Raw genomic sequence first — 14,825 nt, 5'->3', positions numbered from 1 at the left:
GCTTGGCTTTCCGAGTGACCAGCGTCCGGCAGGACGGAGGGGGCGCCACGCACCGGCCCCTCGCAACCAACCCTCAATCCGAAACCGGCGTGTTCTCGTCCACATCCACCCGGAAATTGCCCTCGAGGATCTCGGCCTTCTTCTTCTCGACCAGATCCTTGACCTCGGCGGGCAAGGTCTTGTCGAACTTGTGCAAGGGCGCCAGATAGGAGCCGCCCTTGGCCATGCGCGAGAAATCGCCGTAATCCTGCGCCGTGTAGACGCCGGCCTTGACCAGCTTGATCGCTTGCTCGACCGTCGGGTACATGTCCCAGACCGGGCCGGTGATGACCGTGTCGGGGCCGAGGCTCGACTGGTCGGACATGTTGGAAATGGCGAAGATCTTCTTCTCCACCGCCGCCTCGATGACGCCGAAGCGTTCTGCATAGATGACGTCGACGCCGGCATCGATCTGCGCCACCGCCGCTTCCTTGGCCTTCGGCGGATCGAAGAACGAGCCGATGAAGGCGACCTTCTTCTTGACGTTCGGATTGACTTCCTTGGCGCCGGCGAAGAAGGCGTTGACCAGCCGGTTCACTTCCGGAATGCCCATCGCCGCCACCGCGCCGACCGTGCCCGACTTCGACATCTTGCCGGCGATCATGCCCGAGAGATAAGCCGGCTCATGGATCCAGTTGTCGAACACGCCGAAATTGGGTTCGGCCGGCCCGGCACCCGAGCCGAACAGCCAGGCGGTCTTCGGGAACTGCTTGGCGGTGCGGCGTGATTCACGCTCGGCGGCGAAGGCATCGCCCAGCACCAGCTGGTAACCGCCTTGCGCATATTCGCGCATGACGCGGCTGAAGTCGGCGGTCTGCACCTTCTCGGACCATTTGTATTCGATACCGAGTTCCTTCTCGGCCTTCTGCAAGGCGACGTGGATCTGGTTGTCCCAAGGCTCCTCGATCGGCGTGGCGAAGATCGCCGCCACCTTCAGTTTTTTGCCCGCCGCGAAGGCCGCGCCAGGCAGCATCGCCGCCGCCAGGCCAAGAGCGCCCAGCTCCAGCACGTTGCGCCGCGACAGCCCTTCGCGCATCGAATGGGATTTGTTCTTCCGGTTTTCCATTGAAGTGCCCCTCTGTTCGACAGCCGTGTCGAGCCGGCTGTTCCAAAAATCAGACGGGGAACTATGGAACGGGTCAGCACTTTTGTCCACATGGTCAAATTTGGCGGAGCGCCGAATCTGGCCATGGTCTTGTCGAGCCGAGAACCGATGATCAGGCCCGTTCGAGCGCGACGGCAATGCCTTGGCCGACGCCGATGCACATGGTGGCCAGCGCGTAGCGGCCACCGCGTTCGCGCAGTTCAAGCGCGGCCGTCCCAGAGATGCGGGCGCCCGACATGCCCAGGGGATGGCCAAGTGCGATGGCGCCGCCGTTCGGATTGACGTGCGGCGCATCCTCGGCAATGCCGAGCTCGCGCAGCACGGCGATGCCTTGCGAGGCGAAGGCTTCGTTAAGCTCGATGACATCGAACTGTTGCGGCGTCAGGCCAAGCCGCGCGCACAGCTTCTGCGTCGCCGGCGCCGGGCCGATGCCCATGATGCGCGGCGCGACTCCTGCGGCGGCCCCACCAAGGATACGGGCGAGCGGCGTCAGCCGGTATTTCCTGACAGCTGCTTCCGACGCAACGATCAGTGCCGCCGCGCCGTCATTGACGCCGGAGGCATTGCCCGCCGTCACCGTGCCGCCTTGCCGGAACGGCGTCGGCAATTTGGCCAGCGTCTCTACCGTGGTGCCGGCGCGGGGATGTTCATCCTTCGAGACCACGACCGGATCGCCCTTGCGCTGCGGGATCGTCACCGGGGTGATCTCCTTCGACAGCCGGCCGTTGGCTTGGGCCGCGACCGCCTTGTCCTGGCTGCGCACGGCAAAGGCATCCTGGTCCGCGCGGGAAACAGCGAAGTCTTCCGCCACGTTCTCGCCGGTTTCCGGCATGGAATCGACGCCATACTGCCTCTTCATCAGCGGGTTGACGAAGCGCCAGCCGATGGTGGTGTCGTAAATCTCGGCATTGCGCGAGAAGGCAGCGTCGGCCTTGGGCATGACGAAAGGCGCACGGCTCATCGATTCCACTCCGCCCGCGATCATCAGCTCCGCTTCGCCGGCCTTGATGGCACGCGCGGCGATGGTCAGCGCATCCATGCCCGAGCCGCACAGCCGATTGACGGTCGAGCCGGGGACTTCCTTGGGCAGGCCGGCCAGCAGTAGCGCCATGCGCGCGACGTTGCGGTTGTCCTCGCCGGCCTGGTTGGCGCAGCCATAGACGACGTCATTGACCGCCTGCCAGTCGATGCCGGGATTGCGCTCAAGCAAAGCCTTCAGCGGGATTGCGGCGAGGTCATCGGCACGCACCGAAGATAGCGAACCGCCGAAGCGGCCGATCGGCGTGCGAATGTAGTCGCAGATATAGGCCTCGGCCATGTCAGGCAGCCTTCCCTTTTCCGATTCCTTCATGCGCCGCCTTGGTGCGGGCCTGCAGGTCGCGCAATGTCTTGAGTTCGAGTTCGCTTGGCGCCGGTGTTTCGTCAAGCGCCTCGGCGAACTTAACCACCCAGCCACAGCTCTCCTGCACCTGCTTGCGGGTGACACCGGGATGCAGCGAAACGACCGTGAATTCCTTGGTCACCGGATCCGGCTTCCAGATGGCGAGATCGGTGATGAGCAATGTCGGGCCAGCTGTTCCGATGCCGAGCCGCTTGCGGTGGTCGCCACCCTCGCCATGGCCGAAGGAGGTGAAGAAGTCGATCTTTTCGACCATGCCGCGCTTGGTCTGCGCCATGGTTATGTAGATCTCCTTCGACGATGTCGCGATCTCCGGTGCGCCGCCGCCGCCGGGCAGACGCGTCTTGGGATGGAAATAGTCGCCGATGACGGTGGTGTTGATGTTGCCGAATTTGTCGAGCTGAGCGGCACCGAGGAAACCTATGGAAATGCGGCCGCCCTGCAGCCAGTAGCGGAACATCTCCGGCACCGCGACGGTGGTGACGGCGGTTTCGCACAATTCGCCGTCGCCGATCGAAAGCGGCAACACGTCGGGCGCGGTGCCGATCGTGCCGCTCTCATAGATCAGCGTTATATCAGGCGCATGCGTCAGCCGCGCGACGTTGCAGGCGGCCGACGGCGCGCCGATGCCGACGAAACAGACATCGTCGTTCTTCAACGCCCGGCTGGCGGCGATCGTCATCATCTCGTTGGGGGTAAAGGCAACCTCGCTCATGCCGATTTCCTCAGATGTTCGACGCGGGCCGCGAAATCGTCGGCGGTTCTTTCTATGACGTTCGCCTGCATCCACGCCTGGAACTTTTCGCGGTCGGCGGCAATCTCGTCCCATTCGAGATAGGCGGTATTGTCCCTGACGTAGTAGCCGTGCGCATAGGACGGATGCGAGCCGCCGGGCACGACCGAGATCGCCGAAATGATCCAGCGCGGCAGCACGGTCAAATTGGGGTGCAGGTCGTCGAAATTGTCGACGACTTCTTCCACCGTGACCACGGCGCGTTTGGCCGCCAGCACGGCTTCCTTCTGGATGCCGATGATGCCCTCGACCAGCACATTGCCTTTTCTGTCGGCCTTCTGCGCATGGATGAAGGTGACGTCGGGCCGGATCGAAGGCACCGCCGCCAGCACCTCGCCGGTGAACGGACAGGTGACCGACCTGATGTTGGGATTGACGTCGGCCAGCCCCGCACCGCGATAGCCGCGAAACACGGCACAGGGCAGTCCGGCCGCGCCCGCTTCATAGGCGTTGGCCATGCCGGCGTGGCTGTGTTCCTCGATCGCGATCGACCGGGGAAAATCGTTCTCGATCGCATCGCGGGCGCGCCGCAGCAGGCCGACGCCGGGATTGCCGATATAGGAGAAGACGATCTTCTTGGCCATGCCCATGCCGATCATCTGGTCGTAGATCAGGTCGGGCGTCATGCGGATCAGGGTCAGGTCGCGAAAGCCCTGGCGGATCGCCTCATGCGCGGCGGCTGTCGGGATCAGATGGGTGAAGCCTTCGAAGGCGACCGTGTCGCCATTGCTGAGGTTCTCGGCCACGGACTGTTTGAGCGGCAGGAACTTGACCATCGCGGCGATCCTCAAGATGCAACAAAGTTCGCATTGCGAACAAAGGTACCGTATGTGATATTTTCTAGCAGGATTTCTTTGTGGTCTAAGGGGCCTGAACTTCCCGAAGTCGGCGGGACAGTGCCCCCCTCTGCCCTGCCGGGCATCTTCCCCTCAAGGGGGGAGATCGGATGTCGCGATCGCCTCGCCAATTTTCACCGCCGAAGAAGAGGCGCTGAAGTCAAAACTGCCAATCTCCCCCCTTGAGGGGGAGATGTCCGGCAGGACAGAGGGGGGCACTGTCCCGCCAGCATCTGATCATTAGCCCCTCAATGCTTGAGCCTATCCCGCATCGCGTACCACAGCATTCCCAGCACATAGAGCGGCCCGCGCAAGGCCGTCCCACCTGGGAACGGCATTGGTGTCAGCGTCGAGAACAGGTCGAGCCGCGACGCATCGCCGGTGATCGCTTCGGCGAGCAGCTTGCCCGACAGCGTCGACAGGATGACGCCCTTGCCGGAATAGCCATGCGCGAAATAGACCTCGCCATAGTGCCCGACATGCGGCAGCCGCGACGTTGTCACCGACACCAGTCCGCCCCAGGCGTGGTCGATGCGGCATCCCTTCAACTGCGGGAAGGTGCTTTCCATGTGCGGCCGCACGAAGCCGGCAATGTCGGCCGGCGGTGACGGCGTATAGCGTTCGCCGCCGCCGAACAGCAGGCGCCCATCCGCCGACATGCGGTAATAGTTGACGACGAAGCGTGTGTCGGACACCGCGACATTGGCCGGGATGACGTTGCGCGTGCCCTCCAGCGGCTCGGTGGCGACGATGTAGTTGCCGACCGGCATGATGCGGCTGTTGACGCGTGGCTCCAGCCCGTTGAGCAGCGCATCGCCCGCCAGCACGACATGTCTGGCACGGACCGATCCCTTTGCCGTCGAAACCCGGATCGATGGCTCCCGCTCCAGCTTCACGGCCACTGAATTCTCGTGGATGGTGACGCCGGCAGCTACGGCCGCGCGGGCAAGGCCGAGCGTGTAGTTCAAGGGATGCATGTGGCCGCCGAGCGGCTCATACATGGCGCCGTGATAAGGCGTGTCGACCTTGGCCCGCGCCTCCGCCGCCGAGAGTATCTCGACATCGCGGAATTTCATCACGCTCTCGAGGCACCTGGCCTCCTCTTCCAGATCCCTGAGGTCGGAGCCGTTAACCGCACCGACCAGATGGCCGGTCAGCCTGAGATCGCAATCGATGGCGTTGCGCTCGATGATGTCGAGCACCAGTCCGCGCGCCTCGAAGGCAAGGTCGAACAGCACCTTGGCGCGCTCAGGCCCATAGAGCTTGACCAAACCCTTGGCGCCCTTGCGCAGGCCGGGGATCATCTGGCCGCCATTGCGCCCCGACGCCCCCCAACCGATCCTGCCGCCTTCGAGCAGCACCACCTTCAGGCCGCGCTCGGCGGCGTGAAGGGCGGCCGACAGGCCAGTGCAGCCGCCGCCGACGACGACCAGGTCGGCATCGACATCGCCGGCGAGCGCCGGATGGTCCGGCGCCGGATTGGCGGTGGCGACGTTGTAGGATTTGCCGATATCGAGACCGGAATTGAAACCCGTTGAAGATGCCACGGTCACACCTTCAGCAGCAGATGGTCGCGCTCCCAGCTCGTCACCACGCTCTGGAACAGGTCGAGCTCGACACTCTTGACGCGCAGATAGGTCTGGCAGAAGTCCTCGCCGAGCAATTCCCGCACCGGGTCGCAAGCGGTGAAGCGGTCGAGCGCTTCCTCCATGGTCTTCGGCAGCGTGCTCCTGATCTTGTAGGCATTGCCCGAGGCCTCGGCCGATCGCGAAAGCTTCTGCTCGACGCCGAGATAGCCGGCAAGCAGCGAACCGGCGATCGCCAGATAGGGGTTGCAATCGGCACCCGGCAGACGGTTCTCGACCCGCCTTGCGGCGCGCCCTCCCGCCGGCACACGCAGCCCGCAGGAGCGGTTGTCATGCGACCATTCGATGTTGGCCGGCGCGCTGTGGTTGGGCCGGATGCGGCGGAACGAGTTCACGTTTGGCGCGAACAGTGGCATGATTTCGGGAATGTGTTTCTGCAGGCCGCCGATGAAGTGGCCGAACATCGTGGTGTCGGCATCGTCAGCGCTGGCGAAAAGCGCGTTGCCGGCCTCGTCGACGACGGACATGTGCAGGTGCATCGAACTGCCGGCCTGGGCCGCGATCGGCTTGGCCATGAAGGTCGCATGCATGCCGCATTGCTGCGCGGCCTGGCGCGTAAACCGCTTGAACAAAAGCACCTGGTCGGCCAGCGGCAGCGCGTCGCCATGCAGCAGGTTGATCTCGAGCTGCGCCGTGCCCGATTCATGGATCAGCGTGTCGAGCGGCAGGCCGGCCGCCGCTGAATAGTCATAGATACGCCGGATCACCGGCTCGAACTCCTCGAGCGCCGCCATGTCATAGGGATGCTGCACGCCCTCGGCCCGGCCATTGGCGCCGAGCGGGGCGGTCAGCGGTCTGTCCGGATCGGGATTGCGCGCGGTGAGGTAGAATTCGAGCTCCGGCGCCACCACCGCGCGCCAGCCGCGCTTGCGGTAGAGATCGAGCACGGCGCGCAGCACATGGCGTGGCGAGGCCATCCATGGCCTGCCGTCCATGTGGAAGGCGTCGGCAAAGACATAGGCCTTGCCAGCGCCAGCGCCCGGCGCCAGGCACAGCGTCGAGACATCGGGCACCATGCGCATGTCGGGGTCCGAATAGGCAAAACCCTCGTCGATAGAGCCGGAATAGCGGCCATCGATGCTGACCAGGAAGGCGCTGCTCGGCAAATAGAGCGCGCGGTCTTCCAGCGCCTTGAGGAATTTGGCCGTCGGCAGCGCCTTGCCGCGCAGCACGCCATTCATGTCGGGCACCAGGCACTCGACCTCGTTGATGCCGTGCTGCGTGAGCCAGGCCTTGGGGTCGTTGATTGCGGAGTTCTTATCGAGCATTTCGTTCATGTCCGTATCAGGGAGAGAATGGCTTGCGCGGCCACGTCCGTTCCGGGTTTCAGCGCCATCTCGGCTGCATTGTTCCTGAGGCGGGCGCGCATGGCGTCATCGGCCAGCAGGCCGAGAATGGCTCTCTCCAATCCTCCTTCGGTCCAGCCGTCACGGCCGATATGGTCGCCGACGCCGGTCTCTCCGGCGCGTTGCGCATTGTCGTGTCCGTCCCAGCAATAGGGCATGATCAGCGACGGCACGCCGAAACGCAGCGCCTCGCAAAAGCTGTTGTTGCCGCCGTGGTGGATGAACAGGTCCGACTTCGCCACCACGGAAGGCTGCGGAAACCAGGCGTCGAGATAGACATTGTCGGGCACCGCCCGATAGGCGTCACGCAGGCCGCCGACATTGACGATGAAGCGCGCCGGCAGCCGGTCGAAGACGGCAAGCATGCGCTCGATCAGGCCGACATCCATGGCGCCGAGACTGCCGAAGCTGACATAGACCAGCGGCCCGCCATTGCGCGGGAAAACCGGCACCTCGAAGGGCCCCTCCGAACGCACGCAGCCTTCGAGATAGACGAAGCGATCGGGATCGAGCGGCTCGGCGCGTTCGCGGCGCACGATCGAAGGCGTCAGGAGCAGATTGAGATCGGGCGAGGTTTCCAGAAAAAGGCCCTTGGGCAGCGGCGCCACGCCGCAATCCGCGCGAAAACGGTTGAAGCGGTCATGCGCCGGAGCCGAGGCCTGGAGATAGCGGGCCTCGAAGGCCCCGCGTTGCGGGTCATCGGAGGCAAGCCCGGACAGATAGGGCGGCACTTCGGCGTCGGGCAGCTCCGTCTCGGCGCAGGAAACGACGCGCACCCACGGGCAACCGGCTGCGGCTATCGCCGGGAACATGATGACATTGTCGAGCACCACGGCGTCGGGCTTCAGCCGCGCCAGCAATTGGCGCAGCGGCGCCTCGGCATTGACCGCCGTGTCGACGATCGCCTGCCAGGTCGGCGCGACATAGGTTTCGAGCTGGTCGATCGGGCTCAGCTTGAAATGCGGCAGGTGCCGGCGCACGAAGGCCTGCCAGTAGCTCTGGCGCTCGCTGTCGCTCAGCGGCTCCTCGGTCGGCAGCTGGTATTCCTGGAAACCGTAGTCGGCAAAGACGCCGGAAAACCCGGCATGGCAGATGAAAACCGGCCGCGCGCCCTTCGCGCGTAGCGCCTGCGCGATGCCGACGCAATTCAACGCCGCCCCGAAACTGGCTTCGGGAAACAGCGCGATAATCGGGCTCGCTTTACGCGTCAATTAATCCTCTTCAATCCGGCCGGCTGATCATTCCGAACAGTGCGGGCGCGCCGCGGCTGGCAGCTTGCGGTCGCTGGCTGCGGGAGAGCCGCAGGTGGATGCGAAGCAGATCGGCAGCCACCTCATACTGCCGGCTTTCGAGATGGTCGAGTATGTTCAGGTGCTCCCGCAGCGATTGCTTCAGCCGGAAGACGTTGACGCCGGCATAGATGCCCGGCAGCCGGCGCAGCCTGAGGTGATCGGCCAGTGCGTCGGCGACGAAGCGGTTGGCGCAGCCCTCGGCGATCATGCCGTGGAAATCGATGTCGAGCCGCTGGAATTCGCGTGTGTCGAAGGCGGCGTCGGGCAGCGCCGAAAGCGCCTCCATGGCCTGGCGCAACATCGCGGCGCGCGCGCCGTCCAGCCTGAAGCCCGGCATCAGGATCGCCGCCGGCTCCAGCAAAAGCCGGAACTCGTAGCTTTCGCCTTGCACCTCCGGATCGTCCGGCGCGCGGCGGAACAGCCAGGATTGCCCCGGCGCACGGTCGAGAAAGTTTTCTTCCGTCAGTCTGTTAAGAGCTTTTAGTACCGTCTTCCGTTCAGCACTGTAGCGCCGCATCAGCCCGGCGACGGTCACTGTCTGGTCCAGGCGCCGCGCCGACCGGTCACGCAGGATGGCCTCGGCAAGCTCGTCTTCCTCGGCGGCGGGCAATTCGGCTGACATCGCCGGCTGCGCGGCGAGGTCGATCGCCAGGACATAACCGGTGTCGGCTTCCCAGCGCACGACACCCTGTTCCGTGAGCAGGCTGAGCGCCGCCCGCACCGGGGTGCGTGAGACATTGCAGAGCGAGGCGATCTGCTGCTCGGGCAGGCGCGCGCCGGGCGCGAAGCCGCGCTGCCGCGCCACATCCAGGATACGCTGGGCCAGATCGAGATGGTTGGTGCGAGGTCGTCGGGCTGCGGTTTGCATGACTGGGCTCGTGAACGGACGTGACAGCACTGGTTTGACCGATCGGCCTTTCCAGCGCAATCGGCCAGATTCCTCGGCCTGTTGGCAAATTATGGATTGACGTACTTTTTTCTGCAATAGTACTGTCCATGCAATCGGCGATAAAAGACCGAGGGAACAGGACCGATGCAGCGGCGCATGTCGCGGGTCCGGCATGAATTCGACGAAGCAACCGGAATGGGAGTCCGCCATGACTGCAACCAGCCTGCGGCGCCGTGCGCTGAGAATGCCTTCGATCGCCCTGGGGTTTGCCATGGCGCTGTCCGCGCAGGCGATGGCCGCCGACCTCGTCATTTCCAACTGGGACGGATACATGGCGCCCGACGCCATGGCGTCTTTCAAGACGGCGACGGGCGTCTCCGGCGAAGTCGTGGTGCACGCCACCAATGAAGAGATCATGGGCAAGCTGATTGCCGCCGGCGGCAAGGGCTACGACGTGGTCTTCGTCTCCTCGCCCTTCGCCGAGGTGCTGGACAAGCTCGGCCTGACCGAGCCGATTGACCACGCCAGGATCCCCAACCTCGCCAACCTCTATCCGGAAGCGACCAAGCTGCCGCACGATGTCGGCAACACTTTCTCCGTGCCTTATACCTGGGGCACGACCGGCCTCTGCTATCGCTCCGACCTGGTCAAGACGGCCCCTACGAGCTGGAGCGACCTGCTGGCGCCGTCCGCTGAGCTCAAGGGCAAGACCACCATGCTGGCGACCGATCGCTGGCTGCTCGCCGCCGGCCAGCTCGACAAGGGTTTCTCCGTCAACGAAACCGACCCGGCCAAGATGGCGGAGGTCAAGGACCTCTTGATCTCGGCCAAGAAAACCCTGCTCGCCTATGACGACACCACCTTCTATTCGAAGCTGGTCTCGGGCGAAGCGTTGATGGTGCAGGCCTGGGACGGCTGGTGCAATTACGGTATCGCCGACAAGCCCGAGATCAAATACGTCATCCCGAAGGAAGGGTCGGATCTCTGGGTCGACACGATGGTGGTGATGAAGGCCTCCGAGCATAAGGACGCCGCCTTCCAGTTCATCAACTTCATGCTCGACGCCAAGAACCACGCCTGGGCGGCCCAGAACATCGACTACAAGGTGCCGAACAAGCCGGCCATGGAAAGCCTGCCGGCCGACTTCCTGGCAAAATTCCCCAACATGGCGATGCCGGTGGCCGACCTCGTCAAATTCGAACAGCTGCGCGACGTCGGCGAGGCCCAGCGCGACTATTCCAAGATCGTCAGCGAGATCAAGGCTGCGCAGTAAGCGACCCCAAACCAGAGATCACGGCCGACGGCGCTTCCGTCGCCGGCCCTGAACGGTGCCTTAAAGATTGTCACAGCCCCGACTTCGCTCCTCCTTGCTGATGGCCCCGGCGCTGGTCTGGCTGACCGCGCTGATGGTGGTGCCGTGCGCGCTGGTGCTGGCGCTCGCCTTCTTCCGGCGCGGCATCTATGGCGGCATTGACTACACTTTCACGCTGGAGAATTTCGGGCTGGTCTTCGACCCGCTCTACGCCGGCATCTTCCTCAACTCGGCGCGCATTGCCAGCACCGTCACGCTGATCGCGGTGGTGATCGGCTATGCCGCCGCCTATGCCATCGCGGCGGCCCCGCGCCGCCGGCAGCCGGTGTTCCTGTTCTTCGCCGTGCTGCCGTTCTGGTCCAACTACCTGATCCGGACCTACGCCTGGATCGTGCTGCTCAACCGCGAAGGGCTTGTCACCCAGCTCCTGCGCTGGTTCGGTTATGCCGGTGAGCCGCCTTCGATGCTTTATACCGAAGGCGCCGTCATCGCCGGCCTGGTCTACAACTATCTGCCCTTCGTCATCCTCGCCTGCTACGCGCCGCTGTCGCGGCTCAACCCGGAACTGGCCGAAGCCTCGCGCGATCTCGGCGCGTCCGCCTTGACGACGTTTCGCCGTGTCATCCTGCCGTTGACCGTGCCCGGCATCGCCGCCGGCGCCGTCTTCGTCTTCGTGCTGTCGATCGGCAATTTCGTCACTCCGGCGCTGCTCGGCGGCGGCCGTTTCCAGATGATCGGCAACCTTGTCTATGACCAGTTCCTGACCGCCAATGACTGGCCGTTCGGCGCGGCCTTGGCGATGGCGCTGATCGCCATCATGCTCTTGGTGCTGATGGCGCAGGCGTTGGTCGCCAATCGCGCCTCTGGCCATGCCGCCGAAGTCAGGAGCGACGCCAATGGCTGAGCGCTCCCCTGCCACGCGGCGCACGCTCTGGTTTGTGCTCGCCCTCGTCTTTGCCTTCCTCTACATCCCGATCGCCGTGCTGGTGACGCTGTCCTTCAACGAAGGCGGGTTGCCGACGGCATGGTCGGGCTTTTCCTTGAAATGGTACGTCTCGCTGGCCGGCAATTCTGCCATCCTCTCGGCAGCGCTCAACACGCTGATCGTGGCACTGGTCTCCACAGCCATCGCGACCTTGCTCGGCACCTTGCTGGCGATCGGCATCGAGATGCGCCGGCAATATGGCAAGGGGCTTGAGGCGCTGATCTTCGCGCCGATGATTATTCCCGACATCGTGCTGGCGATCGCGCTGCTGTCGTTCTTTTCGATGCTCAACCTCACCATGGGCCTGCACACCATCATCCTCGCCCATGTCGTGTTCAATCTCGCCTTCGTCTGTTCGGTGGTGCGTGCCCGGTTGAAAAGCTTCGACTGGTCGATCGTCGAGGCTTCCACCGACCTCGGTGCCTCGGCCATCACCACCTTCCGGCGGGTGACACTGCCGGTGATCCTGCCGGCGGTGATCGCCGGCGCGCTGCTTGCCTTCACGCTCTCGGTCGACGAGTTCATCATCGCCTTCTTCACCGCAGGCGCCGGCCGCGCCTCGACCACGCTGCCGATGCAGATCTACGCCATGATCCGTTTCGGCATCACGCCGGAGATCAACGCCCTGGCCACCATCGTCATGGCGGTCTCCGTCACCGCGCTGACCCTGTCGCAGCGGCTCAACCGGGGAATGATCGGCCAATGAGCGAACCGCGCACGCTGCTGGCCATCGATCATGTGTCGAAGAATTTCGGCCGGGTCACCGCCGTCGACGGCATCTCGCTGGATATCCGTGAGAACGAGTTCTTCGCGCTGCTCGGACCCTCGGGCTGCGGCAAGACCACGCTCTTGCGCATGCTGGCCGGCTTCGAGACGCCGAGCGAAGGGCGCATCCTGCTCGACGGCAAGGACATCGCTACGACGCCGCCCAACAGGCGGCCGGTCAATTTGATGTTCCAGTCCTACGCGCTGTTCCCGCATATGAGCGTGCGGGCCAATGTCTCCTATGGGCTGGAGATGGAGCGTTTGCCGGCTACGGAAATCCGCTCGCGCGTCGATGCCATCCTGGCGACAACCGAGCTCGTCCCCTTCGCCGATCGCAAGCCGGAGCAATTGTCTGGAGGCCAGAAGCAGCGCGTGGCACTCGCCCGGGCGCTGGTCAAGCGCCCGCGCCTGCTGCTGCTCGACGAGCCGCTCGGCGCGCTCGACAAGAAGCTGCGCGGCGCCATGCAGCTGGAACTGAAACGGCTGCAGCACGAGGTCGGCATCACCTTCGTCATCGTCACTCATGACCAGGAGGAATCGCTTGTCATGGCCGATCGCATGGCGGTGCTCAGGGATGGCAAGCTCTTGCAATGCGACACGCCGCACGCAGTCTACGAACATCCGGCCGACCGTTTTGTCGCCGACTTCATCGGCGTGATGAACTTTGTTCCGGGCAAGGCGTCAGCCGATGGCGTCGTGGCCATGAACGGCGCGCGCATCGCCGGCAAGGTTCCCGCCGCGCTTTCTTCCGGGGCGGCTGCCGTCGCGTCGGTGCGGCCCGAACGCGTCCGGCTGTTCCCGGCGGCGCAAACCGCCAATCGCACCACCGGAATGGTCGAGGCGCTGGCCTATCAAGGGCTCGACCTGCAACTGCATGTCCGAACGCCGCTGTCCCAAAAACCGTTCCTGGTGCGTGTCACCGCCGACGATGCCGACCGGCGGCCGGTCGCATCGGGCGACCAGGTCGAACTCGGCTGGGACGCCGCCGATGTCAGGATTTTCGCGGAATGATTAGAGGAGTAGCCTGATGGCGCAGAAGACGATCGCGTTTTTCCCCGAAGCCGCCTACGGCCCGGCGCTCAATTCCGTCGGCATCGCGCAAGCCGTCGGGGCGCGCGGACACAAAGCGGTGTTCCTGTCCGACCCGGGCTTCGTCGATGTCTACAAGGGCTATGGCTTCGAGGCGCATCCGGTGAACCTTTCCGAACCGATGCCGCCCGAGCAGATGGCCAAGTTCTGGGAGGACTTCATCAACGGCCACATCCCGAACTTCCGCAAATCGCCCTACGACCAGATCGACAATTACGTCAAGGATTGCTGGACGGCGATCGTCGACAGCGCCAAGTGGGCCCAGAAGGATCTGCCGGGCGTGCTCACCGCCATCAAGCCTGACGTGATCTGCGTCGACAACGTCATCCTGTTCCCGGCGATCAAGCAATACGGCAAGCCCTGGGTGCGCGTCATCTCCTGCTCGGAAAACGAGATCGAGGACGAAGGCATCCCGCCGCATCTTTCCGGTTGCGGCGAGAACGACCACGCCGGGCACCAACGCTACCGCGACCATTTCAATGCGGTGATCAAGCCGATCCATGACGACTTCAACACGTTCCTCATCGCCAACAACGAGGCGCCCTATCCGATCGGCCAGTTCTTCGAGGCTTCGCCCTATCTGAACCTGCTGCTCTATCCCGAGGCGGCAAAGTTCAAGCGCCGCTATCCGCTCGATCCGGCGAAATTCCAGTACCTCGAAGGCTGCGTGCGGCAGGAAAAGCCCTACACCGTCCCGACCTTCGCTAAGAACAGTGACGGCCCGCTGCTCTACGTCTCCTTCGGCAGTCTGGGGGCCGGCGACGTCGATCTTTTGAAGCGTATCATCGCGACACTGGGCAAGACCCGCTATCGCGCCCTGGTCAATGTCGGCGGCTACAAGGACCAGTACACCGACATGCCCGGCAACGTCATCGTCGGCAGCTGGTTCCCGCAGCCTTCGGTCATCCCGCAGGTCGATGCCGTCATCCACCATGGCGGCAACAACTCGTTCACCGAGTGCCTCTATTTCGGCAAGCCCGCGATCGTCATGCCCTATGTCTGGGACGGCCACGACAACGCCACCCGCGTCGAGGAAACCGGCCACGGCTTCGGCATGCCGCGCTATGATTGGACCGATGCAGAGTTGATCGCGAAGATCGAAGCCTGCCTGACCGATCCGAAAATGCAGGCGAAGCTCGCGAAGACATCGGCACAGATGCGGGCGCACAACGGGCCGGAGAAGGCTGCGGGTTTGCTGGAGGCGCTGCTGTGCCGAGCCCAGGCGCCCCCCTCTGTCCTGCCGGACATCTCCCCCTCAAGGGGGGAGATCGGATAGCGTCCCGACTTTCGCCAATCACCAAGATCGCCAAGGGAGAACCGGCCGCTAAG

General features: G+C 64.1%; 13 protein-coding genes. 5 read left to right on the top strand and 8 right to left on the bottom strand.

Annotated features, from left to right (window positions below; genetic code table 11):
• Positions 1-73: 73 nt before the first annotated feature.
• The 8 genes from O7B34_RS20435 to O7B34_RS20400 form a co-directional block, all read right to left on the bottom strand.
• Positions 74-1,105, bottom strand: coding sequence for a BMP family protein (locus tag O7B34_RS20435; RefSeq protein ID WP_027144562.1), 1,032 nt, complete (start codon positions 1,103-1,105; stop codon positions 74-76).
• Between the two features lie 151 nt (positions 1,106-1,256).
• Complete coding sequence (gene pcaF, locus O7B34_RS20430; RefSeq protein WP_337147798.1) at positions 1,257-2,462, bottom strand: 3-oxoadipyl-CoA thiolase; 1,206 nt, start codon at positions 2,460-2,462, stop codon at positions 1,257-1,259.
• A 1-nt stretch (position 2,463) separates the two neighbouring features.
• A complete protein-coding gene (locus tag O7B34_RS20425; RefSeq protein WP_337147758.1) occupies positions 2,464-3,258 on the bottom strand; it encodes a CoA-transferase subunit beta in 795 nt (264 codons plus the stop codon).
• Positions 3,255-4,112 carry a CoA transferase subunit A gene (locus O7B34_RS20420; RefSeq protein WP_027144565.1) on the bottom strand — a complete coding sequence of 286 codons (858 nt, stop codon included), beginning with the start codon at positions 4,110-4,112 and terminating at the stop codon, positions 3,255-3,257. The genes O7B34_RS20425 and O7B34_RS20420 overlap by 4 nt, the downstream gene beginning before the upstream one ends.
• A gap of 308 nt (positions 4,113-4,420) precedes the next feature.
• On the bottom strand, positions 4,421-5,719 hold the full coding sequence (locus tag O7B34_RS20415; RefSeq protein WP_337147757.1) for an NAD(P)/FAD-dependent oxidoreductase: 1,299 nt from the start codon (positions 5,717-5,719) through the stop codon (positions 4,421-4,423).
• A 2-nt stretch (positions 5,720-5,721) separates the two neighbouring features.
• Positions 5,722-7,086, bottom strand: coding sequence for a glutamine synthetase family protein (locus tag O7B34_RS20410; protein WP_337147797.1), 1,365 nt, complete (start codon positions 7,084-7,086; stop codon positions 5,722-5,724).
• A 5-nt stretch (positions 7,087-7,091) separates the two neighbouring features.
• Positions 7,092-8,375 (bottom strand): glycosyltransferase, encoded by a 1,284-nt coding sequence (locus O7B34_RS20405; RefSeq protein WP_337147756.1) that lies wholly within the window; start codon positions 8,373-8,375, stop codon positions 7,092-7,094.
• A 10-nt stretch (positions 8,376-8,385) separates the two neighbouring features.
• Positions 8,386-9,324 (bottom strand): GntR family transcriptional regulator, encoded by a 939-nt coding sequence (locus tag O7B34_RS20400; protein WP_337147755.1) that lies wholly within the window; start codon positions 9,322-9,324, stop codon positions 8,386-8,388.
• 229 nt (positions 9,325-9,553) lie between these two features.
• On the opposite strand from O7B34_RS20400, the gene O7B34_RS20395 reads away from it, so the two are divergent.
• From O7B34_RS20395 to O7B34_RS20375, 5 genes are all read left to right on the top strand, one after another.
• The gene (locus O7B34_RS20395) at positions 9,554-10,618 is read left to right on the top strand and encodes a polyamine ABC transporter substrate-binding protein (protein ID WP_337147753.1); all 1,065 of its coding nucleotides are present in this window, start codon (positions 9,554-9,556) and stop codon (positions 10,616-10,618) included.
• A gap of 100 nt (positions 10,619-10,718) precedes the next feature.
• On the top strand, positions 10,719-11,561 hold the full coding sequence (locus O7B34_RS20390; RefSeq protein WP_337147796.1) for an ABC transporter permease: 843 nt from the start codon (positions 10,719-10,721) through the stop codon (positions 11,559-11,561).
• Positions 11,554-12,348 carry an ABC transporter permease gene (locus O7B34_RS20385; protein WP_337147752.1) on the top strand — a complete coding sequence of 265 codons (795 nt, stop codon included), beginning with the start codon at positions 11,554-11,556 and terminating at the stop codon, positions 12,346-12,348. The genes O7B34_RS20390 and O7B34_RS20385 overlap by 8 nt, the downstream gene beginning before the upstream one ends.
• A complete protein-coding gene (locus O7B34_RS20380) occupies positions 12,345-13,418 on the top strand; it encodes an ABC transporter ATP-binding protein (RefSeq protein ID WP_337147751.1) in 1,074 nt (357 codons plus the stop codon). Before O7B34_RS20385 ends, O7B34_RS20380 begins: the two co-directional genes overlap by 4 nt.
• A 16-nt stretch (positions 13,419-13,434) precedes the next feature.
• The gene (locus O7B34_RS20375; protein WP_337147750.1) at positions 13,435-14,772 is read left to right on the top strand and encodes a glycosyltransferase; all 1,338 of its coding nucleotides are present in this window, start codon (positions 13,435-13,437) and stop codon (positions 14,770-14,772) included.
• The last annotated feature ends 53 nt before the right edge of the window (positions 14,773-14,825 follow it).

Source organism: Mesorhizobium sp. Cs1299R1N3 (genome assembly GCF_037179625.1).
GTDB classification, from domain to species: Bacteria; Pseudomonadota; Alphaproteobacteria; order Rhizobiales; family Rhizobiaceae; genus Mesorhizobium; species Mesorhizobium salmacidum.
The sequence above is the reverse complement of the archived record's forward strand: the minus strand, read 5'-3'. Positions and strand labels throughout refer to the sequence as shown.